Origin of the sequence: Azohydromonas aeria, assembly GCF_009760915.1 — a bacterium.
In the GTDB taxonomy this organism is placed as follows: domain Bacteria; phylum Pseudomonadota; class Gammaproteobacteria; order Burkholderiales; family Burkholderiaceae_C; genus Azohydromonas; species Azohydromonas aeria.
On the sequence record NZ_VIDQ01000008.1, the window covers coordinates 37,594 to 59,293 of the forward strand.

General features: G+C 70.1%; 18 protein-coding genes. 8 read left to right on the top strand and 10 right to left on the bottom strand.

Going from position 1 to position 21,700, the window contains the following annotated elements; translation table 11 throughout:
• Window positions 1-10: 10 nt before the first annotated feature.
• From FJ694_RS06850 to FJ694_RS06875, 6 genes are all read left to right on the top strand, one after another.
• Complete coding sequence (locus tag FJ694_RS06850; RefSeq protein ID WP_157265373.1) at window positions 11-589, top strand: hemerythrin domain-containing protein; 579 nt, start codon at window positions 11-13, stop codon at window positions 587-589.
• A 785-nt stretch (window positions 590-1,374) separates the two neighbouring features.
• A complete protein-coding gene (locus tag FJ694_RS06855; protein ID WP_157265374.1) occupies window positions 1,375-2,085 on the top strand; it encodes a nucleotidyltransferase family protein in 711 nt (236 codons plus the stop codon).
• Window positions 2,082-3,338 (top strand): FAD-dependent monooxygenase, encoded by a 1,257-nt coding sequence (locus FJ694_RS06860; protein WP_157265375.1) that lies wholly within the window; start codon window positions 2,082-2,084, stop codon window positions 3,336-3,338. Before FJ694_RS06855 ends, FJ694_RS06860 begins: the two co-directional genes overlap by 4 nt.
• Before the next feature lie 50 nt (window positions 3,339-3,388).
• Window positions 3,389-3,673 carry a toxin-antitoxin system TumE family protein gene (locus tag FJ694_RS06865; protein ID WP_157265376.1) on the top strand — a complete coding sequence of 95 codons (285 nt, stop codon included), beginning with the start codon at window positions 3,389-3,391 and terminating at the stop codon, window positions 3,671-3,673.
• Window positions 3,670-4,041 carry an HVO_A0114 family putative DNA-binding protein gene (locus tag FJ694_RS06870; RefSeq protein WP_157265377.1) on the top strand — a complete coding sequence of 124 codons (372 nt, stop codon included), beginning with the start codon at window positions 3,670-3,672 and terminating at the stop codon, window positions 4,039-4,041. Before FJ694_RS06865 ends, FJ694_RS06870 begins: the two co-directional genes overlap by 4 nt.
• 195 nt (window positions 4,042-4,236) lie before the next feature.
• Window positions 4,237-4,716 (top strand): VOC family protein, encoded by a 480-nt coding sequence (locus FJ694_RS06875; RefSeq protein ID WP_157265378.1) that lies wholly within the window; start codon window positions 4,237-4,239, stop codon window positions 4,714-4,716.
• 246 nt (window positions 4,717-4,962) lie between these two features.
• Here the strand turns inward: FJ694_RS06875 and FJ694_RS06880 are convergent, their stop codons facing one another.
• Both FJ694_RS06880 and FJ694_RS06885 read right to left on the bottom strand, forming a co-directional pair.
• Window positions 4,963-5,775 carry a carbon-nitrogen hydrolase family protein gene (locus FJ694_RS06880; RefSeq protein ID WP_157265379.1) on the bottom strand — a complete coding sequence of 271 codons (813 nt, stop codon included), beginning with the start codon at window positions 5,773-5,775 and terminating at the stop codon, window positions 4,963-4,965.
• Window positions 5,776-5,836: 61 nt separating this feature from the next.
• Complete coding sequence (locus tag FJ694_RS06885) at window positions 5,837-9,916, bottom strand: YhdP family protein (protein ID WP_157265380.1); 4,080 nt, start codon at window positions 9,914-9,916, stop codon at window positions 5,837-5,839.
• A 130-nt stretch (window positions 9,917-10,046) separates the two neighbouring features.
• Here FJ694_RS06885 and glnE point away from each other — a divergent pair, with 130 nt between their 5' ends.
• A complete protein-coding gene (glnE, locus tag FJ694_RS06890) occupies window positions 10,047-12,779 on the top strand; it encodes a bifunctional [glutamate--ammonia ligase]-adenylyl-L-tyrosine phosphorylase/[glutamate--ammonia-ligase] adenylyltransferase (protein ID WP_157265381.1) in 2,733 nt (910 codons plus the stop codon).
• The gene (locus FJ694_RS06895) at window positions 12,772-13,395 is read left to right on the top strand and encodes a rhomboid family intramembrane serine protease (RefSeq protein WP_157265382.1); all 624 of its coding nucleotides are present in this window, start codon (window positions 12,772-12,774) and stop codon (window positions 13,393-13,395) included. The genes glnE and FJ694_RS06895 overlap by 8 nt, the downstream gene beginning before the upstream one ends.
• A gap of 51 nt (window positions 13,396-13,446) precedes the next feature.
• Here FJ694_RS06895 and FJ694_RS06900 read toward each other — a convergent pair whose 3' ends face one another.
• From FJ694_RS06900 to sucC, 8 genes are all read right to left on the bottom strand, one after another.
• On the bottom strand, window positions 13,447-14,307 hold the full coding sequence (locus tag FJ694_RS06900; RefSeq protein WP_157265383.1) for a ferritin family protein: 861 nt from the start codon (window positions 14,305-14,307) through the stop codon (window positions 13,447-13,449).
• A gap of 452 nt (window positions 14,308-14,759) precedes the next feature.
• Window positions 14,760-15,746, bottom strand: a complete 987-nt coding sequence (gene corA, locus FJ694_RS06905) for a magnesium/cobalt transporter CorA (protein WP_157265384.1) — start codon at window positions 15,744-15,746, stop codon at window positions 14,760-14,762.
• Window positions 15,747-15,950: 204 nt separating this feature from the next.
• Window positions 15,951-16,835, bottom strand: coding sequence for a serine/threonine-protein kinase (locus FJ694_RS06910; protein ID WP_157265385.1), 885 nt, complete (start codon window positions 16,833-16,835; stop codon window positions 15,951-15,953).
• Between the two features lie 169 nt (window positions 16,836-17,004).
• Window positions 17,005-17,448, bottom strand: a complete 444-nt coding sequence (locus FJ694_RS06915) for a hypothetical protein (RefSeq protein ID WP_157265386.1) — start codon at window positions 17,446-17,448, stop codon at window positions 17,005-17,007.
• Window positions 17,449-17,479: 31 nt separating this feature from the next.
• The gene (locus FJ694_RS06920; RefSeq protein ID WP_157265387.1) at window positions 17,480-18,181 is read right to left on the bottom strand and encodes a TerC family protein; all 702 of its coding nucleotides are present in this window, start codon (window positions 18,179-18,181) and stop codon (window positions 17,480-17,482) included.
• Between the two features lie 339 nt (window positions 18,182-18,520).
• On the bottom strand, window positions 18,521-19,255 hold the full coding sequence (locus FJ694_RS06925) for a TerC family protein (protein ID WP_157265388.1): 735 nt from the start codon (window positions 19,253-19,255) through the stop codon (window positions 18,521-18,523).
• Between the two features lie 161 nt (window positions 19,256-19,416).
• A complete protein-coding gene (sucD, locus tag FJ694_RS06930) occupies window positions 19,417-20,310 on the bottom strand; it encodes a succinate--CoA ligase subunit alpha (RefSeq protein WP_157265389.1) in 894 nt (297 codons plus the stop codon).
• Window positions 20,311-20,347: 37 nt separating this feature from the next.
• Window positions 20,348-21,508, bottom strand: a complete 1,161-nt coding sequence (gene sucC, locus FJ694_RS06935; protein ID WP_157265390.1) for an ADP-forming succinate--CoA ligase subunit beta — start codon at window positions 21,506-21,508, stop codon at window positions 20,348-20,350.
• Between the last annotated feature and the right edge of the window lie 192 nt (window positions 21,509-21,700).

Genomic DNA, 21,700 nt, shown 5'->3' on the forward strand with positions numbered 1-21,700 from the left:
AGACATGCTCATGCGCCACGTCGCCCTCACCGTCATCCGCGAAGAGCACCAGGCCCTGGCCGCGATGCTGCGATCCCTGTCCATGCTGCTGGCGCAGTCGCGGCGCGAAGGCAAGGTGCCCGACTTCGGCCTGCTGCGCGCGATGCTGTTCTACATCGACGAGTTTCCCGAGCGGCTGCACCACACCAAGGAGACCGAGCTGCTGTTCCCGCGCCTGCGCGAGCGCTGTCCCGATCTGATCCCGGTACTCGACGCGCTCGACGAGGACCACGAGCAGGGCGAGCGCGCCGTGCTGCGCCTGGAGCACGCGCTGCTGGCCTTCGAGATGATGGGCGAGGCCCGGCGCCTGGAGTTCGAGGCCGCGGCCGAGCGCTACGTCAACTTCTACCTCTCGCACATGGGCACCGAGGAGCAGACGATCCTGCCCGCCGCCGAGAAGCACCTGCTGCCGGAGGACTGGGTCGAGCTCGACGCCGCCTTCGCCCGCAACAAGGACCCGCTCACCGGCCACCAGCCCGACGACGCGTACCGGCCGCTGTTCACCCGCATCCTCAACACGGCACCGGCGCCGATCGGGCTGGGGGGGTGAGGGCCGTCGCGGGCGCCGCAGGCGCCGTTTTCCTTGGAAGTAACCCGTTCGTCCTGAGGTATCGAAGGATGAACGGCCTGCGCCGCGTAGCAGGCCGCAAGAGCCTGGCGGATTCGCACTTCGATACCTCAGTGCGAACGGGTCAGCCCGCCAACGCTTCCTGAGCGACGTACCAGCCTCTCCGGATTCGTCCTTCGATACCTCAGGACGAACGGATAAGGGCTTCCGCATCTACGCCGGCCTCGCGCCGGCGTTTTCGTTTCCGCCGCGCGCTGGCACGGCGGCTCGACACCTCCCTGGACAGCGGTCTTCAGCCGCCCTGTGCACAAGCCCGCCGCAGCCCACAACTTGTCCAACCCGTTGTCCCGCCAAGCCTTTCAGCCCTTCAACGGGCACGCCTCGCACCCCTGTGGACAGCCCCGGACTCCTGCACCGCTTGTCCACCGCCCTGTCCCCTGACCGGCCGTTTTCGGCTTTCAGGTGCCCTCCCCGCCGCCTGATTCGCCCGGTTTTTCTTCCCCAAGGATGTTCATTTTTAAAGGTGGTCGTCGTGGTAGAGGCCGCCCGGGCCTGTGGATAACCGGCGTTTGTTCTTTTGGCGCGCGCACTTGCGCGCGGCCGAAGGCTGGGGACCGGGGTCGTGGTTGCGCGAGCGCGAACAGACAACAAACCTCGGCCGGACGCCTGCCCCTGTGGACAAGCCCGAGTTGTTGTCGAAGCTGACCACAGCCTTGTGCACAGCCGCGTCAAGGGGGGCGTGAAGGGCCGCTCCTACACTGGCGCGCATGACCCTGACTGCCCTGATCCTGGCGGCCGGCCGCGGCGAGCGCATGCGGCCGCTGAGCGACCGAACCCCCAAACCGCTGCTGTCCGTGCAGGGACGGCGCCTCATCGAATGGCACCTGGACGCCCTGTCCCGCGCAGGTGTCGCGCGCGTGGTGGTGAATACCGCCTGGCTGGAAGAGCAATTTGAGCCCGCGCTGGGCGACGGCTCCCACTATGGGCTGGAAATCATTTATTCCCACGAGGGCCGCGACCACGGCGGCGCGCTGGAAACCGCCGGCGGCATGAAAAAGGCGCTGCCGCTGCTGGGAGAGACTTTCTGGGTGGTGTCGGGCGACGTGTTCACGCCGAAATTCACTTTTGACAAGGCTGAACTTCTCAAGTTTGAGAATTCCGGGCAGCTTGGGAAACTCTGGCTCACGGACAACCCGCCGCACCACCCGGGTGGCGATTTCGGCATCCGCGACGGTCTTGCCACGCGCGATGCGGAAGAAAAATACACCTGGACCAGCCTCGGCCTGTTCCGCCGCGCCTTCGTCGAGGAACTCATGACCGATTTGCCCGCCGGCACCAAGGCGCCGCTGCGGCCCTACCTGGATGCCGCGATCTCGCGCCGGGCCTTGGGCGCCGAATACTGGGGCGGCGGCTGGACCGACGTGGGCACGCCGGACCGGCTGAAAAGCCTGGACGAACAAGGAGAACGACGCGCATGAATACCGCCGACACTTCCTCCCCCAATTTTCTCCACCACGCCGGCGCCACGTCCGCCGTGCCGGCGACGAATTTAAGAATTGCCGTGGTCGGTGCCGGCCCGGTGGGTTTGGCCTTGGGATTGATGGCCGCGCGCCAATTGCCGCGCGCCGACATCTCGGTATTCGACGCGCGCCCGGCTGACAAGGACGTTTCCGGCGACCCGCGCGTGCTGGCCCTGTCGCTGGGCAGCGTGCAGATGCTGCAGCAGCTGCGGGCCTGGTCGGCGAATACCGCGCAGCCGATCCAGGAAGTGGTGGTATCGCAGGCGCCGCCCGGGACGCTCCCCTTCCCGGTCGGCGGCGAGCCGCGGGTGCGCATCAGCGCGCAGGAGGAAGCGGTGCCGATGCTGGGCGCCGTGCAGAGTTACGGCGCGGTGGTGGCGCCGCTGCAGCGCGCCTGGTTCGAGCAGGCGGCGCTGGAGCCGGCAAGGCTTCACACCCGGTTCGGCACGCCGGTGACGAGTTTCAAGCCGGTGAATGGCGGCGTGGAAGTGGACGCCGGCATTGTCGAAAGTTTTGATCTGGCCGTGGTGGCCGAGGGCGGCGTATTTGCCGAGCAGGCGCGCAAGACCATCGCCCGCGATTACGGCCAGACCGCCTGGATCGGCACCGTGACCCTGGAAGGCGCCCGCCCGGGGTTGGCCGTCGAGCGATTTACCCGCCAGGGCCCGGCTGCGTTATTGCCGCTGCCGCCCAGCGCCGACGGCGCGCAACGCGCCGCGCTGGTGTGGTGCGTGGACAGCCGCGACGACCCTGTGAAGGATTTGACCGACGCGCAGCGGCTGCACGTGCTGTCCTCGATATTCCCGCCGGAAATCGGGCGGCTGGTGGCCGTGACGCCGATGAAGGCTTTCGCGCTGGGGCTGAATGCCGAGCGCACGCTGGCACGGGACCGCACGGTGCGCATCGGCAATGCGGCGCAGACGCTGCACCCGGTAGCGGGACAGGGGTTGAATCTCGGGCTGCGGGACGCTTATGCGCTGGTGCATGCGCTGAAACGCAGCGAATCCATCGAGGCGGCTTTGCGGCGGGTTGAGTTTCAAAGGGCGCCGGATCGGTGGAGCACAATTGCCGTGACCGATTTCCTGGCCCGAACCTTTACCTGGCAATTGCCGGGGCTGCCGACGGCGCGGGCACTGGGGTTGGCGGCGCTGCAGGCGGTTCCGCCTTTGAAATCGTTTTTGGCGCGGCAGATGATGTTCGGGAGGAGGTGAATCAAGGCCCTTGTTTCGTGCTGGCGATTCTGAGTTGACACCAAAACCATATGCGCGCCGAACTGGTTCATCGCTTCAAGGACATTGCGGCTGACGGCGGCGTCCTGGAGTTGGTGGTATGGCGCGTACCTGAGCCGGTGCCACCGACCACGCACGGCTACAAATACCGTGCCGTCTATGTCGTCAATGGCGTGCGCGTGGTGGGCTTTGACAATGAACGTGGCAAAGGCGACCACTGCCATCTCGACGGGCAGGAATTGCCCTACCTTTTCACCAGCGTCGAGCAGTTGGTGGAAGACTTCATTGCCGCTGTGGATGCCAGGAGAAAGTCATGACGCAACAACGCACCCTCACCATCACGCTGCAACCGGATTGGCGTGCGGCATTGCGGGCCGCGGGTACAGCCGGCAGCCGCACCGACTATCAAGGCGAGGTGCTGAATTTTGAGACGGCAGGGGCCTTGTTCGCACGCCTCACCGAGCGGCGCTGGGACCTGGTGCACGCCCTGCAAGGACAAGGCTCAATGACCGTGCGCGAACTGGCTCGGCGGATTGGCCGCGATGCCAGGCGTGTACAAGAGGATGTGAAAACACTTGCTGAACTTGGTTTGGTTGAACGCAACGATGCCGGCGACGTGGTATGCCCTTTTTCGGAGATTCACGTTGATTTGCACTTGAGGGGAGCGGGCAGAATGGCTGCGTGATTTACAAATGGCTGTGCCGGACTTGAGTTGTCTATCCTGAAAATCAGTATTATTTTAAATTTTTTAAAGAACCGGCATGGCAAGAAGCATTCAAGATATTGACCGTCATTGCTGCAGGGAACAGTAGTTGCCCGTTCCCTCGGATGCCTTTCACAGCGCCGCCGCAGTTTTCTTTTTGGAATTGGAGAATCAACCATGCCCAGCAAGAACACCCTCTGCCTCTGGTACAACGGCACCGCCGAAGAAGCCGCCCGCTTCTACGCGGCGACTTTCCCTGACAGCAGCATTGGCCCCATCCACCACGCCCCCGCCGATTTCCCTTCAGGAAAGCAGGGCGACGTGCTGGTGGTCGAGTTCACCGTGATGGGCATTCCCTGCATCGGTCTGAACGGCGGCCCGGCCTTCACGCCCAATGAGTCGTTTTCATTCCAGGTCGCCACCGACGATCAGGAAGAAACCGACCGCTACTGGAACGCCATTGTTGGCAACGGCGGGCAGGAAAGCGAGTGCGGCTGGTGCAAGGACAAATGGGGAATATCCTGGCAGATCACGCCGCGGGTGCTGACGGAGGCGATGGCGAATCCGGACCGGGCGGCGGCCAAGCGGGCGTTCGACGCGATGCTGACCATGAAGAAGATTGACATGGCTGTGATTGAGGCGGCGGTGCGGGGGTAAAGCCTGTCGGGAAATTGAAGCAGCAGCACGCCTGTATTTGCTCTTGCGCTCCGCTTGGGGACCGCCTGGATTCCCGCCTTCGCGGGAATGACGAGGTGGAGGGCCGGCGTATCGGCTGACGGGAAGCCAGTCAAAGCCGTCCTGTCGGACGGCCGGAAAATGGATTCCCGCTTTCGCGGGAATGACGGCGCTATTGCTTGCGGCCTGCGTGTCAGCGCGCCGCTTTCATGAAATACGGTTCAAGAATCAAAGCCGCCGATGCCCCAGCGCCGGCAATTGCACCCGCACTTCCTTGATCCGTTCGGCATCGAAATCGGCAATCGCCATTCCCTCGCCCTCCTCTACCACCGAGAGAATCTCGCCCCACGGGTCGATCACCATGCTGTGGCCCCAGGTGCGGCGGCCGTTCTCGTGCTTGCCGCCCTGCGCCGCGGCCACCACGTAGCACTGGTTTTCCACGGCGCGGGTGCGCAGCAGCAATTCCCAATGCGCGCGCCCGGTGGTGTAGGTGAAGGCGGCCGGGACGCTGATCACGTCGCAGGGCGCGGCGCCGCATTCAAAACTCATGGCCCGGTACAGCTCCGGGAAGCGCAGGTCGTAGCAGACCGACAGCCCCACCCGCAGCCCTGCCGCCTGCACCGCCCTCGGTGCGTCGCCCGGCTCCAGCACCACGGCCTCGTCGTAGCGTTCCTTGCCGTTGTCGAAGGCGAACAGGTGCAGCTTGTCGTAGCGCGCGGCGCGGGTGCCGTCGGGGCCGTACACGCAGCAGGCGTTGCGCACGCGCTCGCCGTTGCCGGCCTTGATCGGCAGCGTGCCGCCGATCAGCCACAGGCCGTGGCGCCTGGCTTCGCCGGCAAGGAAATCCTGGATCGGCCCCTGCCCGTCGTCCTCGGCGATGCGCAGCTTGTCGCGGTCGTCCTGCCCCATCAGGCAGAAGTACTCGGGCAGCGACGCGAGCGTGGCGCCCTGCGCCGCGGCCTCGGCGATCAGCCGCGCGGCGGCCTCCAGGTTCCGGCCCACGTCGGGCGTGGACACCATCTGCAGGGCGGCAAGTTTCATGGGGCGGTTCTCCGGGAAGGAATGGGGGAACGGATGGAAGCGGTCGCGGGGCCCAGGCGGGTCACTGGGTCGTGGGCGTGGACGCCGCGGCGGCCGCGGACGGCGGCGAGGAGGGCTCCAGGTTGGGCAGCGGCTTGCCCGGGGCGCGGTCCACCTTGGCCACCTGCGGGTCGGTCCACGGGCCGGTGATCCGGAATTCGCGCGTACCGGCCTGCATCAGCGGCTTGCGCAGGAACAGCTGCGCCAGGAAGGTGCCCAGCCCCACGGCCGGGTTGATCACGGCATATGCCAGCGACGCGGTGCCGGCGTTGATCTCGGGCACCACCACCACATGTAAATCCTGCGTCTCGCGCGCGATGTCGGCCCGGCCTTCCATCAGCACCGCGGCCTGCAGACCGCGCATGAGCAGGTTGTTGGTCTGGGCCACGCCGTCGTCGATGCGCACGTCGCCGGTGACGTTGTCGAAGGCGAAGCCCTGCAGGAACACGTCGCGGAAGTCCAGCGTCAGCCGCCGCGGAATGGACTGCAGGCTCAGCACCGACAGCAGCCGCCCCGCGCCGGCGTCGGCCTTCAGGAAGCGGCCCTGCTGGATGTCCACGCGCAGCTTGCCGTCCATGCGCGCGGCGTCGGGCGCCAGCGGCGAGCCCGGCCACGTCACCTCGCCCTGCACCCGGCCCCTGGCGCCGCGCAGCACGCCACCGTGGCCCAGGCGCTCCAGCAGCGCGCCGCCGTCGTTGAGATCCAGGCGGAAGTCGAGCTGCATGCGGCGCTGCCCGTCGGCGCTGCGGGCCCAGCGGCCCAGCGCCCGCAGCTCGGCTTCGGGCGTGGCCAGCGACAGCCGGTCGAGCTGCCACTCCACCTGCCGCGACGCCGCCGAGAGGCGACGGTTCACGGCCACGACCTCGACGCGGCCCAGGTCGCGCCCGGCCAGGTCGAAGTCCTCGACCACGATGTCGAGCGCCGGCACGCTGGCCGGCGCCTGCGCCAGCAGCGACTCCACCCCCTGCGCCGCGCTGGGCGGCAGCGCCAGCCGCGCCAGCCGCGCCCGCACCTGCCCGGCCTGCGCTCCCACCGCCGGGCGGTACTCGACGTGGCCGTCGAGCTGGTCGGCATGCAGGTTCACCCGCCAGGCGGGGTCGTTGCCGCCGCGCGTGACGCCGGCCACCACGCGGTCGAGCTGCCGGCCGGTGACCATCAGCCGCTCCACCTGCAGCGCCGCGATCAGCGGCAGCGCCAGGTCGGTCCCGAAGCCGCCCGATGCGCCCCCCGCCGCGGCGCCGTTGCCCCCGGCCGCGCCGCTGCGCGACAGCCGCCCCCAGGCGGCCTGCCACTCGTCCAGGTCCAGCGCCGGCAGCGCCACCGCCAGCTGCAGCCCCGTGGCCGGCTGCGGCGCCGGCAGCCGCACGCCCACGCCGCCGCGCAGCAGCACGGCGTCGCCGTCGGCGTCCTGGTGCTGCAGGTCGCGCACCAGCTGCGCCTGGAACAGGTCGCCCGCCTCCACCTGCCAGTGCTCGTGCCGCATCGCGCCGTCGGCCACCAAGCGCGTGCCCACCTGCAGCGGCAGCGCGGCTTCGGCCGCCTTGCGCAGCGGCGCGGGCAGCTCCGAGGCCATGCCCACCAGGTTGCTCGTGACCAGGAATTCCGGGTGCCCTTCGCGCACCGTGACCTGCAGCTTGTAGGGCGACTGCCCGCTGAAGGCGCCGGCCAGGCGCGAGATGAATCCCAGCTCCGGCGCGCGGCGCAGGCCCTCGGCGCTGGCGATGCCGCTGCCGGTGAAGCGCATCGTGCCGTCGGGCTGGGTGCCGCCTTCGAACACCGCGTCGCCGCCGAGCACGCGCGCGCCGCCGGTGACGGCCACGCGCTGGTGCGTGAAATCCACCCTGGCGCGCGCCCCGGCCAGCAGCGGCACGCTGGGGTTGATGCGCACGTCGTTGCCGTTGAACAGCACGCTGCCCTGCACGGTGCTGCGCGCCATGTCGAACAGCGGCAGCTGCAGCGCCAGGCGCAGCTCGGCGTTGCCGGTGGCGCCGGCGTCCTGCAGCGCGCCGTCGATCCAGCCGCCCACGGGCGTGGCGTTGACGAAGCGCAGCATGTCCGCGGCCACGCCGCGCCCGGTGCCCTCGATGCGCAGCACGCTCTGGTCGTAGTCGGCGATGCCGCCGTTGACGCCGGAGAGCTCCAGGTTGAGCCCGGCCACGCGCGCGCGCAGGTTGCGCAACTGCATGGACAGCCGGTCGAAGACCAGCTCGCCCGCGGCGTTCGTGAACACGGGCCAGCCGGGGTCGTCGGGCACGTAGGCCAGCGTCACGTCCTCGACCGGGCCGGCGATGCGGAACTCGCCGCTGCCGGGGCGCCGGAACGGGAAGTCGTCGAGGTCGCCGCGCACGCGGAAAGCAGCCTGCGTGATGCGCCCGCCGCGCACCGCCTGCTCGACCCACTGCCGGGTGTCGGGAGGCAGCGTCAGCGGCAGGTAGCGCGCCACGGCCTGGGCGCGGCCCTGGTGCAGCCGGCCGTCGAGCTCCAGCGTGCCGGGCAGCCGGCCCTGCGCGTCGGTGCGCCAGGTGGCGCTGAATTCGGCTTGCGCGTCGGGGTTGGCCAGCTTCGCGTCGCGCAGCAGCACCTCGTATTTCGGCGCCGTCGGCGCCGCGGCCGTGCGCAGCCGCCAGGCCAGCTGCGCGCCGAAGCGGTCCACGGGGATACGCGGCTCGGCGAACAGGCCGGGAAAGTCCAGCGCGCCCTGCGCCAGCGCGATGCGCGCGCTGCCGCCGGCCTCGCTGGCGTCGAAGTCGGCGTCCAGCCCGCTGAAGCCGGGCTGCCCGATGTCGCCGGCCTTGTCCGCCGGCGCGCTGCTCACGGCCAGCCCCTGCGCGCGGCCCTTGGCGCGGTAGTGCGCGGGCGCGTCCAGCGGTCCGTCCCAGCGCGCGTCCAACCCGGTGACGATGCCTTCGGGCGCGAGCCGGGCCAGGCGCTCTTCGAGCTGGTCGGGCAGCGGCACGCGGCTGAGCAGCCGCGCCAGCAGCCCCAGGTCCAGGCGCGAGGCGCTGAGCTCGCCGCCGGGCTGCGTGCCGCGGCGCAGCTGCAGCCGCGCGTCGGCGGCGGGCCACTGCGCGCCGTCGGCGGTGGCGAAGGCCAGCTGCTTCGCGGCGAAGGTGAGCGTCCCGTCCTCGTCGTGGCGCGCCGTGAGCCGGCCCTGCAGCTGCGCCAGCGCCAGCGGCTCGTGGCCTTCGAGGCGCAGGTCCAGCGACTGCAGCGCGAGGTCGAGCGTGGCCTCGCGCGCCTCGCCGCGGTCCACGTCGAGCCAGGCGCGCAGCGCGCCCTGCCCGCCGCGCAGCGCCGCGGGCAGCGTCACGTAGTGCTGCAGCGGCGCGACGTCGAAGGAAGGCAGGTCGGCGTGCAGCGTGCCGCGCCAGCGTCTGAACTCGGCCGCGCGCGCCAGCAGCGGCTGCGAGAAGCGGCCCTGCACCGTCCAGCGCCCGCCGCCCCAGGCCGCGGGCGGCTCGGCGTCCAGGCGCAGCTCGTGGCGGCGCAGCCCGTTGCGCAGCAGCAGCTGCACGCCGGCGAGCTCCAGCGGCGGCGCTTCGGGGCGCGTCTCGTCGGTCCAGCGCACGCGCGCGTTGCGCACGTGGAACTCGGGCTGGGCGAAGAACCAGTCGGCCAGCGCGGTGTCCTCGGCCGCGCCGGTGTCGGGACTGGGGGTGATGGGCAGCCCGGCGACGAAGAGGCGGCCCTGCGCGTCGCGGCGCAGCTCCAGCTGCGCGCCGTCGATGACGAGCTGCTCCAGGCGCAGCCGCAGCGTCAGCAGCGAGCGCGCCGACAGCGCCACCGACACGCGCGGCAGCCGCAGCGCCTCGCGCCGCTGCGCGTCGAGCAGCACGACGTCGCGCAGCTCCAGCGCTGGCACCCAGCCGCCGCCGCGGGTCTCGAGGTCGCCGATCTGCACGGGTACACCCAGGGAGCGGCTGGCGTGGGCCTCGATGCGCGGCAGCCACTCGCGGGCGTGGGGCAATACGACCCAGTGCAGCGCCGCCATGGCCAGCAGCAATACAGTCCACGCCGCGATCACCAGACCGGCAGCCAGCCGCAGGCCCCAGGGCCAGCGCGAGGCGCGGCGGGCTGAGCGATCGGGGGGGAATGGAGGCATGTCGGAACGCCCGCCGGACGAGCGGCGCGACAAGTGCATCAGGACTTCGGGAACCGGGCGCCAGCGCGGACGGTTCTCCGGGGCTGCTCCATGAACTGGTCAATCTAGCACACGGGGTTTTGCCGGCACGATGGCTTCCGCTTCACCAATCTCGACCGATGAACCGCCCGCGCTGGCGGAACACAGCCGTTTCGTGCAGCGCGTGCGCCGTCGCCACGCCGACCTGCTGCCCCTGCTGGCAGAGGGCGTGCCCGACACGCCCAGGATACAAGCCCTGATCGACACCCTCCTGGCCGCCGGCCGGCCGCTGCCCGCGGCGCTGCGCATCGCGCGCCAGCTGGTGCTGGAGCGGCTGGCGGTGCTGGACGTGGAGCGTGCCGCGCGGCTGGACGACGTGACCCACGCCATGACGGCGCTGGCCGAGACCACGCTCGAAGCGGCGCTGGCCGATGCGCGCGCCCAGGAGTCCGAGCGCCACGGCGAGCCGCGCAACGCCGCGGGCGAGCCGATCGAGCTGTGGATCGTGGGCATGGGCAAGCTCGGCGCGCGCGAGCTCAACGTCTCCTCCGACATCGACCTGATCTACGTCTACGAGGAGGACGGCGAGACCGACGGCGCGCAGCCCATCTCCGCGCACGAGTACTTCGCCAAGGTCGTCAAGCGGCTCTACGCGCTCATCGGCGACACCACCGACGACGGCTTCGTCTTCCGCGTGGACCTGGCGCTGCGGCCCAACGGCAACTCCGGCCCGCCGGTGGTGAGCCTGTCGATGCTGGAGACCTATTTCTATGCGCAGGGGCGCGAGTGGGAGCGCTTCGCCTGGCTCAAGAGCCGCGTGGTGGCGCCGCGCGCCGCCGTCACCAGCGGGCGCGCGCGCCAGCTCGCCGACCTGGTCGGCCCCTTCGTGTACCGGCGCTACCTCGACTACGGCGTCTTCGAGGGCCTGCGCCAGCTGCATTTGCGCATCCGGGAAGAGGCCCAGCGCCGCGCCGCCGGCCGGCCCGAGCGGGCCAACGACGTGAAGCTCTCGCGTGGGGGCATCCGCGAGATCGAGTTCATCGTGCAGCTGCTGCAGGTGGTGCGCGGCGGGCAGTTCCCGGAGATCCGCACCCGCTCCACGCTGCGCGCGCTGCAAAAGCTCACCGCGCACGGGATGATGCCGCCGGCCACCGCCGAGCGGCTGGCGCGCGCCTACACCTTCCTGCGCCGCATCGAGCACCGCATCCAGTACCTCGACGACCAGCAGACGCACCTGCTGCCCACCGCCGACGGCGACCTGGGCTGGATCGCGCGCAGCCTGGAGCTGACCTGCAGCGCCGACGCCTGCGAGCTGCTCGACCGCCTGGGCGAGACGCGCGAGTTCGTGGCGCTGGAGTTCGACGCGCTGCTGCACGACGGCCGCAGCCCGCCCACGCGCGCGGCCAACGGCTGCCGCGGCTGCGGCGGCACGCCGCTGCCGGTGGACGACGAGGGCTTCCTGCAGAAGCTGCCCGACGCGCTGGGCCAGCGCGTGCGCCAGTGGGTGACGCAGCCGCGGGTGCAGGCGCTGCGCGACGAAAGCAAGATCCGGCTGGCGCGGCTGGTGCACCGCGCCGCCGAGGCGGTGCAGCGCCAGGGCTGCACGCCCGACGCCGCGCTGCGCTTCATCGACTGGGTCGAGCCGCTGCTGCGCCGCGAGAGCTACCTGGCGCTGCTGGTGGAGCGGCCCGAGGTGCAGGCGCGGCTGCTGCGGCTGCTGGGACTGGCGCGCTGGCCGATGCGCTACCTCATGCGGCATCCGGGCGTCATCGACGAGCTGGCCGACCGCCGCATCATCGACCAGCGCTTCGACCGCGAGGCCTTCGCGCGCGAGCTCGACGAGCGCCACGCCGCCTGGGAGCGCTCCGGCGAGGCGTCCGAGGAAGCGCTGCTCGACACCCTGCGCCGCGCCCACCATGCCGAGGTGTTCCGCACCCTGGTGCGCGACGTGGAGGAGCACATCACGGTCGAGCAGGTCGCCGACGACCTCTCCGCGCTGGCCGACGCGGTGCTGGAGCGCACGCTGCACTGGGGCTGGTTCCATACGAAGCAGAAGCACCGCGAGCAGCCGCGCTTTGCCGTCATCGCCTACGGCAAGCTCGGCGGCAAGGAGCTGGGCTACGGCAGCGACCTCGACCTCGTCTTCCTCTACGACGACGACGACGACAACGCGCCGGAGATCTACGCCGGCTTCGTGCGGCGGCTGATCATGTGGCTGACGCTGCGCACCTCGGCCGGCGAGCTCTTCGACATCGACACCGCGCTGCGGCCCAACGGCAACTCCGGGCTGCTGGTGACCTCGCTGCAATCCTTCGAGCGCTACCAGCTCGGCCGCGGCAGCAACACGGCGTGGACCTGGGAGCACCAGGCGCTCACGCGGGCGCGCTTCTGCGCGGGCGATGCCGACATCGGCGCGCGCTTCGAGGACATCCGCCGCGCCGTGCTGAGCGCGCCGCGCGACGCGCTCGCGCTGCGCCAGGAAGTGCACGCCATGCGCGACAAGATGCGCGCCGGGCGGCCGGTCAAGGAAGGGCTGTTCGACGTCAAGCACAGCCCCGGCGGCATGGTGGACGCGGAGTTCGCGGTGCAGTTCCTGGTGCTGGCGCATGGCGAGCGCCGTCCGGAGCTGCTGGACAACGTCGGCAACATCGCGCTGATGCAGCGCGCGCAGGACGCGGGGCTGCTGCCCCCGGGCGTGGGCGCCGCCGCGGCCATCGCCTACCGCGAGCTGCGCCGCGCGCAGCACCGCGCGCGCCTGGACGAGCAGCCCACGCAGTTCCCGCCCGACCAGTTCTCGGGCCCGCGCGAGGCGGTGCTGGCGCTGTGGCGGGCGGTGTTTGACTGAAGCGGCGGCCGGCGCGCGGCTGTCCCGGGCGCGCCCCTGGCTCGCCCTGTGCGCCCTGCTCGCCGCCGGCGCGCTGCTGTCCTTCTTCCTGTTCCCCCCTTCACTCCTGGACGGCCAACCCGGCCGCTGGCTGCGCGAGCCCTGGCGGCTGTGGACGGCGGCGTGGGTGCACTGGACGCCGCTGCACCTGGCGGCCAACGCGGCCGGCGTGGCGGCGCTGGCGCTGTACGGCCACGCCGCCGACCTGGAGCGGCGCCACGTGCTGGCGGGGCTCGCCGCCTGGCCGCTGACGCATGCGCTGCTGGCGGCCTGGGGCCCGGCCGGCATGGCGCACTACGGCGGCCTCTCCGGCGTGCTGCACGCCGGCGTGGCGGTGGCCAGCACCGCGCTGCTGGCGCGCGCGGGCCTGCCGCGCTACGTGGGCGCAGCGGTGTGGGCGGGGCTGCTGCTGAAGCTGGGGCTGGAATCCCCGTGGTCACCCTGGCCGGCGGCAGCCGCGGGCCGGGATTTCAGCGTCGCGACGCAGGCGCATGCGGCCGGCGCGCTGGCCGGGGCGCTGTGCGCGCTGGCCGTGGAAGTCGCGTGGGGAAAGAGGGCACGCTGCCCGGCGGCGTGAGCCGGTAGAGCGGCAGGGCCCGCATGGCGCGGGCCCTGGAGGGGTGTGGCGTCAGGCCGCTTCGGCCGCGGCCGTGTCGGCGGCCAGCTTCTGCGCCATTTCCTTGCGGAAGCGGTTGAGCGCCTGCACGTTCGGGAAGTCGCGGCCCATGAGCAGGCTCAGGTTGTGCAGGATGCGCTGCACGACCTTGCCTTCCCATTCGGCGTCGAACTGGATCTGCTGGTCGAGCCAGTGCTCCAGCCAGTCGGGGTCGGGCAGGCGGCTCTGCACGGTGTCGCGCGGGAACAGGCTCTCGTTGACGTGCAGGTTGGTCGGGTGCAGCGGCTGCGAGGTGCGCCGCGCGCTGGCCATGAGCACGCCGACCTTGGCGAAGGCCACGCGCGCCGCGTCGCCGTGCTGGGCCAGGGCGCGCTTCATGTAGCGCAGGTAGGCGCCGCCGTGGCGGGCCTCGTCGCGGGCCAGCGTCTCGTAGATGGCCTTGATCACCGGCTCGGTGTGCCATTCGGCGGCGCGGCGGTACCAGTGGTTGAGACGGATCTCGCCGCAGAAGTGCAGCATCAGCGTCTCCAGCGGCGGGGCCGGGTCGAACTCGAAGCGCACCTCGTGCAGCTCGGCCTCGGTGGGCAGCAGGTCCGGGCGGAAGCGGCGCAGGTACTCCATCATCACCAGCGAGTGCTTCTGCTCCTCGAAGAACCACACGCTCATGAAGCCGCAGAAGTCGCTGTCGCTGCGGTTGTCGCGCAGGAACATCTCGGTGGCCGGCAGCGCCGCCCACTCCGTGATCGCGTTCATCTTGATCGTGCGCGCCTGCTCGTCGCTGAGCTGCGCGGCGTCGAAGCGGTCCCAGGGGATGTCCGTGTCCATGTTCCAGCGCACGGCTTCGAGTTGCTTGAAAAGTTCGGGGTAGAGCATGGAAGGCGGCCTTCTGGAAAAGCGGGACGGACGGGAGGGACAGGCAGGCGGGCTTTGACTTCGCGCAAAGCCGCGAATTCTAGGGGGTGTTGGTGATTCCCCCATGACACGCCACTTTTCAACCGCTGGGAGCGTCTACCAATGCGCAGATCGCCAAATCCACGTTGCAAACTTAATGCAGATGTAACGGCGGATCACATCGGTGGAACAGTGGGGGGGCTGTGATGTCTCATGTCCATGCCGATGCAGTTCTCGTCGGCACCCGTTTTTTCTGCCCTGCTGCCGCCGGCACCGCCGGCTGAAATCCCGCAAGCGCTTCTCCTCCTCCCTCCCTCCCTCGTTCGCTTCGGGGCGCGGCACGGCAGTCTTTATCAGCCACGGGGCACCGTCACAGGCGGTGCCCCGTTCTTCTTGGGGTCCCGTCGGCTCGCCTCGCCTCGCCTCGCCTCGGCTCAGAGCCAGCCCTTGCGCCTGAAGTACAGGAAGGGCGTGATCACGCTGAAGGCCATCAGCCCCAGCGCGAAGGGATAGCCCAGCTCCCATTCCAGCTCGGGCATGAACTTGAAGTTCATGCCGTAGACGCTGGCGATGAGCGTGGGCGGCAGCAATGCCACCGAGGCCACCGAGAAGATCTTGATGATCCGGTTCTGGTTGATGTTGATGAAGCCGACGGTGGCGTCCATCAGGAAGTTGATCTTGTCGAACAGGAACGCCGTGTGGCTGTCGAGCGAGTCGATGTCGCGCAGGATCTGGCGCGCGTCCTCGAACTGCTCGGCGTTGAGCATGCGGCTGCGCATCAGGAAGCTCAGCGCGCGGCGCGTGTCCATGACGTTGCGGCGGATGCGCCCGTTGAGGTCCTCCTCGCGCGCGATGGCGGTGAGCGCCTCGCCGGCGGCGACGTCGTTGACCGCTTCCTTGAGCACGCGCTGGCTGACCTTCTCCAGGCTGTCGTAGATGCCCTCCAGCGCGTCGGCGCTGTACTCGGCGTCGGCGTCGTAGAGCTTGAGCAGCACGTCCTTGGCGTCCTCGATCAGCGCCGGGATGCGCCGCGCGCGCAGCCGCAGCAGCCGGAACACGGGCAGGTCCTCGCTGTGCACCGAGAACAGCACGTTCTCGTGCAGGATGAAGGCCACGCGCACGCTGCGCGAACCCTGCTCGTCGTGGCCCTTGTCGGCGTCGATGAGGAAGTCCGAGCGCATGTGCAGCTCGCCGTTGTCCTCTTCGTAGAAGCGCGCCGATTCCTCCAGGTCCTCGTCGACGATGTCGGCGGGCAGCACCAGGCCGAAGCGCGCCTGGATCCAGTCCTTTTCCTCTTCGGTGGGGTCTTCGAGATCGACCCACACCGGCCTGGGCAGCTGCAGGGAGCCGTCGGCGAGGTCGCCGTCCTGCACCAGCCGGCCCTTGAGCTTGCCGGCCTCCAAAGTGAACACGTTGAGCATCTGCTCATCTCCAACGACGCGTGTGGGGAAGCCGAGGCGTCAGGCGCGCGCGCGGCGCGCTGGGTGTGCCGGGCCTCGGCTGAGAGGATGTGTGGGAACCGCCTCACCCCTCGTGGGCCCGCCAGGCGGTCACGCGTCGGAGTGGACGGTCACCGTGGGTGACTCTGGTCCAATGCCGTCTCCATCAATGGGACGCCCGGATTATCACACCGCCCCCGGGTCTTCCCGGGCGGCAGCGGGCCAGGCGGCGGCCGCGATGGCGCGCATTTCACGCGCCAGCGCCTGGCCGTCGGCCTCGCGCAGTGCGGGCGAGCGCGCCAGCGCGCGCGCCAGCAGCGCCTCCAGCGCCGCGGGCAGCTCCGGGCGCAGCGTGCGCAGCGGCCGGGCCTCGTCGCGGGCGATGGACTGCAGCAGCTGCCCCATCGACTCGCCCTCGTGCGGCAGCCGCGCCGTGAGCAGCTGGAACAGCAGCACCGCCAGCGCGTAGAGGTCGCTGCGCGCGTCGGCCGGCGCGCCGGCCAGCAGCTCCGGCGCCATGAACGCCGGCGTGCCCAGCAGCAGCCCGCTGCGCGTGCGCGCCGCGTCGTGCAGCCGGGCCAGGCCGAAGTCGGTGAGCTTCAGGCTGCCGCTGGGCAGGTGCAGCATGACGTTGGCGGGCTTGACGTCACGGTGCAGCACGCCCTGGCGGTGCGCATGCGCCAGCGCCTCGGCCAGCCGCGCGCCGATGTCGAGCGCCAGCGGCTCCGGCAGCAGCCGCGCCGGCTGCGTGTAGCGGGTGAGGTCGCAGCCGGGCAGCAGCTCCATCACCAGGTAGCCCAGGCCCAGCGCCTCGCCGGCGTCGAAGACCTGGACGATGTCCGGATGCCGCAGCCGCTGCGCCGCCTGGGCCTCGGCCCGGAAAGCCAGGCGCGCTTCTTCCGCGGCGCTGCTGCCCTGGCCGAGCACCAGCGTCTTGAGCGCGCGCGCGGCGCCGCTGCGGCGCTCGCGCGCCAGGTACACCGCGCCCAGCGCGCCGCGGCCGATGAGCCGCTCGACGAGCAGCCCCGCGAAGGTCGTGCCCGGCGCCAGGGCGTCGGCCGTTGCGGACACAGACGCCGGGGCCGGCGTCGCCGCCCGGCCAGCGGCGGGCGCGCGCCGTCGCCGCCGCCACCATGCCGCCAGGTCCCATGCCATGCGTGCCGCCTGCTTCGTCGCCCCGGTCGGGGGACCTTAGCACGCGGGCCGCGGCCGTCTGCGCGCGCGGGCGCGCAGACGCGCGTCAGTCGCTGAGCGTGAGCACCAGGGCCAGGCCGGAGGTGACGCCCACCGGCAGCACCGTCCAGCGGTCCTGCGCCGGCTTCTCCACCAGATCCGAGGGCAGCGCCTCGTGCAGGTTGCCCATGCGCGGGCGGCGCGCGTCGATCACGCGCAACCCGTGCCCGTGGCGCAGATGCAGTTGCCGCGCCACCTCGGGCAGCGGCTGGCGCGCCACCTGGGTCTCGATGCGGCCGCCCAGGAGCTGCGGGCGCAGCTCCTCGAACAGCTGCGCCGCCCAGCGCGCGCGCCACTGCTCGCGGGAGCTGTGCGCGACCCACTTGCTGACGCGGTGCGTGAGCTTCGGGGCGCAGCCCACCAGCAGCCAGTGCGTGTCGGGACCGGCCAGCGGCTGCAGCACGCGCAGCGCGTGCGCGGCGTCATCGACGAATGCAGCGATCTTCTCCATGGGCACGCCTTTCGCGGGAAGTGGTCGGTCTTCAGGCCGCCGGCGACTGGGTCCGCATCGACTGCGCGGCGCGGCGCGCCGTCAGCCAGCCCGCGCCCAGCACGCCGGCCACCAGCACCACGTAGAGTGCGATGCGGGCGAATTGGTTCGGATCGAACACCGCGTCGAGCAGCGGCTCGCCCACGATCATCTTGGCCGCCGTGAAGGCCAGCACGCCCGCGCCGATGTAGGTGATCGCCGGGAAGCGCTCGACCAGCTTGAGCACCACCGAGCTGCCCCAGACCACGATGGGCACGCTGATGAGCAGGCCGATCACGACCAGGTCGAACGAGCCGTGCGCCGCGCCGGCCACGCCCAGCACGTTGTCCACGCCCATGAGCGCGTCGGCGACGATGATGGTCTTCATCGCGCCCCAGAAGGTGTTGGCGCCGACGCTGCCGTGGCCGCCCTCCTCGGCCTGCGGCTCCAGCAGCTTGTAGGCGATCCAGACCAGGCCCAGGCCGCCCACGAGCATCAGGCCCGGCACCTTGAGCAGCCACACCACGCACAGCGTCATGACCGAGCGCATGGCGATGGCACCGACGGTGCCCCAGACGATGGCTTTTTTCTGCAGGTGCGCAGGCAGGCTGCGCGCGGCCAGCGCGATGACGATGGCGTTGTCGCCGGCGAGCACCAGGTCGATCAGGATGATGGCGGCCAGGGCTGAGAACCAGGCGGGGGAAAGAAACTCCATGAGGGCTCCGAAGGTGGATTGCAGGACGGACGGTGCGCAACGTCCGGCCGGAATGCACGAGCGACGGGAGCCGGTGGGAGGAGGCGCCGCCTTCGAGCACCCGCGTCGGGCGGTGTGCGTCGAAGGTCTTGCTCGGCAGCCGTGCAGTGGCACGGGCCCAGCGGGCCGGAAACCACAGGCGTTGCGCCGGGCTTCGTATTGACGACCTGCTGATCGTCCGACGCCGCACTCGCTGGCGGCACCGGACGGGAGCTACTCCCCTTCAGGAGCGCGATTAAAACAGAAAGGCGCCCGAAGGCGCCTTGTGGAGATTGCGTAATTGTGACGCGTTCAGCCGTGTCAGCCCGCGGTGCCGGCGGCCTGCGGCTTGCGCGCCGCGGCCCACTTGCCCCAGGCCAGCACCAGCAGCGCGCCGGCGATGCCTGCGGCGTAGCGCAGCGTGGCGCTCTCGGGCAGCTTGGGCATCCACGACAGCGTCGCGGGGTCGATCACGGCCGGGTCGCTCACGGCCATGGTGCCGGCGATCCAGCCCAGCAGCATGCCGCCCAGCGTGATGACGACGGGGAAGCGGTCCATCAGCTTGATCACCAGCTGGCTGCCCCAGACGATGATGGGAATGCTCACCAGCAGGCCGAAGATCACCAGCGGCATCTGGTGCTGCTCGCCCGCGCCCTGCGCGGCGCCGGCGATGGCGATGACGTTGTCCAGGCTCATCACGAAGTCGGCCACGATCACCGTCTTGACCGCCGCCCAGAGCTTGTCGCTGGCCTGGATGTTGCCGTGGTCGTCATCGTCCTGCGGGGCCAGCAGCTTGATGCCGATCCACACCAGCAGCGCCGCGCCCACGAGCTTGAGGAACGGGATGGCCAGCAGCGTCAGCGCGAAGAAGATCAGGATCACGCGCAGCACGATGGCGCCCACCGTGCCCCAGATGATGCCCTGCGTGCGCTGCTTGGTTGGCAGCTTGCGGCACGCCAGCGCGATGACGACGGCGTTGTCGCCGCCCAGGAGGATGTCGATCATGATGATCTGACCGACGGCAAGCCAGAACGCTGGCGTCAGGAACTGTTCCATGGAATTGCTGTGAGGATGGCTTCGACCGGGGCGCGAGTGTAGGCGCGCAGCGAAGCCCCGCCGTGCGTGGAATTACAGATGCGGCTGCTGCGCGTTGGGGCCGCGCCATGAAAAAAGGCCGCTTGCGCGGCCTTTTCTTTCACGCGGTGAGAGCCGCGGGATTACAGCAGGCCCTTGAGCAGCTTGCCCATCTCCGACGGGTTGCGCGTCACGGTGAAGCCGCAGGCTTCCATGATCTGCAGCTTGGCGTCGGCCGTGTCGGCGCCGCCGGAGATCAGCGCGCCGGCGTGGCCCATGCGCTTGCCCGCCGGGGCGGTGACGCCGGCGATGAAGCCGACGATCGGCTTCTTCATGTTTTCCTTGCACCACTGGGCGGCCTCGGCCTCGTCGGGGCCGCCGATCTCGCCGATCATGATCACGGCGTCCGTGTCCGGATCGTCGTTGAACATGCGCATCACGTCGATGTGCTTGAGGCCGTTGATCGGGTCGCCACCGATGCCCACGGCCGAGCTCTGGCCCAGGCCGATCTCGGTCAGCTGCGCCACGGCTTCATAGGTCAGCGTGCCCGAACGCGACACGACGCCGATGCGGCCCTTGCGGTGGATGTGGCCGGGCATGATGCCGATCTTGATCTCGTCGGGCGTGATCAGGCCGGGGCAGTTGGGGCCCAGCAGCAGCGTTTCCTTGCCGCCGGCAGCCACCTTGGCCTTCATCTTGTTGCGCACTTCGAGCATGTCCCGCACCGGGATGCCCTCGGTGATGCAGATGGCCAGGTCCAGGTCGGCCTCGACGGCTTCCCAGATGGCGGCAGCAGCCCCCGCGGGCGGCACGTAGATCACCGAGACGGTGGCGCCGGTCTCGCTCTTGGCTTCCTTGACGCTGGCGAAGATGGGGATGTCGGCGAACTTCTCGCCGGCCTTCTTCGGGTTCACGCCGGCAACGAAGCACTCCTTGCCGTTGGCGTAGGCCTGGCAGCCCAGGGTGTGGAACTGGCCGGTCTTGCCCGTGATGCCCTGGGTGATGACCCGGGTGTCCTTGTTGATGAGGATGCTCATGGTGTTCTTCCGCGATTTCAGTGCTGGGCGTCTTGGCTCACGCCACGGCGGCCACGATCTTCGTGGCGGCTTCGGCCATGGTGTCGGCGGCGATGATGGGCAGGCCCGAGTCGGCCAGCATCTTCTTGCCCAGGTCCTCGTTGGTGCCCTTCATGCGCACCACCAGCGGCACCTGCAGGTTCACCGCCTTGCACGCGGCGATCACGCCTTCGGCGATGGTGTCGCAGCGCATGATCCCGCCGAAGATGTTGACCAGGATGCCCTTGACCTCCGGGTTCTTGAGCATGATCTTGAAGGCCTCGGTGACCTTCTCGGCGGTGGCGCCGCCGCCCACGTCCAGGAAGTTCGCCGGCTCGCCGCCGAAGAGCTTGATGGTGTCCATGGTGGCCATGGCCAGGCCGGCGCCGTTGACCAGGCAACCGATGTTGCCGTCCAGGCTGATGTAGGCCAGGTCGAACTTGGAGGCCTCGACCTCGGCCGGGTCCTCTTCGTCGAGGTCGCGGAAGGCGACGATCTCGGGATGGCGGAACAGCGCGTTGGAGTCGAAGTTGAACTTCGCGTCCAGGGCCTTGATGTTGCCGTTGCCTTCGAGGATCAGCGGGTTGATCTCGGCCAGCGAGGCGTCGGTGTCCATGTAGCACTGGTACAGGCCCTTGAGCACCTGCACGGCCTGGGCCTGGCTGGCCTCGGGAACGCCGATGCCCTGGGCCAGGTACAGCGCCTGCTCGTCGGTCAGGCCGGTCGCGGGCTCAACGAAGACCTTGAGGATCTTCTCGGGGGTGGCGTGGGCCACTTCCTCGATGTCCATGCCGCCTTCGCTGGAGGCCATCATGGCGACCTTCTGCGTGGCGCGGTCGGTCAGCGCGGCGACGTAGTATTCCTTCCTGATGTCAGCGCCTTCCTCGATGAGGAGGCGGCGCACCTTCTGGCCTTCCGGTCCGGTCTGGTGGGTCTTGAGCTGCATGCCCAGGATCTGGTCCGACAGCGACTTGACCTCGTCGATGGAGCGCGCGAGCTTGACGCCGCCGCCCTTGCCGCGGCCGCCGGCGTGGATCTGCGCCTTCACCACCCAGACGCTGCCGCCGAGCTTCTGGGCAGCCTCCACCGCCTCCTGGACGTTGAAGGCCGGGTAGCCGCGCGGCACCGGCACGCCGAACTGGCGCAGCAATTCCTTGCCTTGGTATTCGTGGATCTTCATGGGGTGTGGCTCTGGGGGAGTGAAGGTCGGCTCAGGCGGGAGCGGCCGAAAGGCCGGCATTGTGGACAGCGTCGGCGCCGATCCCGCGTGGAGAACACGTACGAAACGCCTGCCGTGCCGGGCCAGTCCGCCGCAGCGCGCCGCCATCGCCACGCAGCACGCCCGCCGGGCCGCCGCAGGGGCGACGGGAGG

What these genes read in the sequence shown, in the direction of transcription:
- FJ694_RS06850 (WP_157265373.1), top strand. Translation starts at nt 11, where the DNA reads ATGCGCCACGTCGCCCTCACCGTCATCCGCGAAGAGCACCAGGCCCTG.
- FJ694_RS06855 (WP_157265374.1), top strand. Translation starts at nt 1,375, where the DNA reads ATGACCCTGACTGCCCTGATCCTGGCGGCCGGCCGCGGCGAGCGCATG.
- FJ694_RS06860 (WP_157265375.1), top strand. Translation starts at nt 2,082, where the DNA reads ATGAATACCGCCGACACTTCCTCCCCCAATTTTCTCCACCACGCCGGC.
- FJ694_RS06865 (WP_157265376.1), top strand. Translation starts at nt 3,389, where the DNA reads ATGCGCGCCGAACTGGTTCATCGCTTCAAGGACATTGCGGCTGACGGC.
- FJ694_RS06870 (WP_157265377.1), top strand. Translation starts at nt 3,670, where the DNA reads ATGACGCAACAACGCACCCTCACCATCACGCTGCAACCGGATTGGCGT.
- FJ694_RS06875 (WP_157265378.1), top strand. Translation starts at nt 4,237, where the DNA reads ATGCCCAGCAAGAACACCCTCTGCCTCTGGTACAACGGCACCGCCGAA.
- FJ694_RS06880 (WP_157265379.1), bottom strand. Translation starts at nt 5,775, where the DNA reads ATGAAACTTGCCGCCCTGCAGATGGTGTCCACGCCCGACGTGGGCCGG.
- FJ694_RS06885 (WP_157265380.1), bottom strand. Translation starts at nt 9,916, where the DNA reads ATGCCTCCATTCCCCCCCGATCGCTCAGCCCGCCGCGCCTCGCGCTGG.
- glnE (WP_157265381.1), top strand. Translation starts at nt 10,047, where the DNA reads ATGGCTTCCGCTTCACCAATCTCGACCGATGAACCGCCCGCGCTGGCG.
- FJ694_RS06900 (WP_157265383.1), bottom strand. Translation starts at nt 14,307, where the DNA reads ATGCTCTACCCCGAACTTTTCAAGCAACTCGAAGCCGTGCGCTGGAAC.
- corA (WP_157265384.1), bottom strand. Translation starts at nt 15,746, where the DNA reads ATGCTCAACGTGTTCACTTTGGAGGCCGGCAAGCTCAAGGGCCGGCTG.
- FJ694_RS06915 (WP_157265386.1), bottom strand. Translation starts at nt 17,448, where the DNA reads ATGGAGAAGATCGCTGCATTCGTCGATGACGCCGCGCACGCGCTGCGC.
- FJ694_RS06920 (WP_157265387.1), bottom strand. Translation starts at nt 18,181, where the DNA reads ATGGAGTTTCTTTCCCCCGCCTGGTTCTCAGCCCTGGCCGCCATCATC.
- FJ694_RS06925 (WP_157265388.1), bottom strand. Translation starts at nt 19,255, where the DNA reads ATGGAACAGTTCCTGACGCCAGCGTTCTGGCTTGCCGTCGGTCAGATC.
- sucD (WP_157265389.1), bottom strand. Translation starts at nt 20,310, where the DNA reads ATGAGCATCCTCATCAACAAGGACACCCGGGTCATCACCCAGGGCATC.
- sucC (WP_157265390.1), bottom strand. Translation starts at nt 21,508, where the DNA reads ATGAAGATCCACGAATACCAAGGCAAGGAATTGCTGCGCCAGTTCGGC.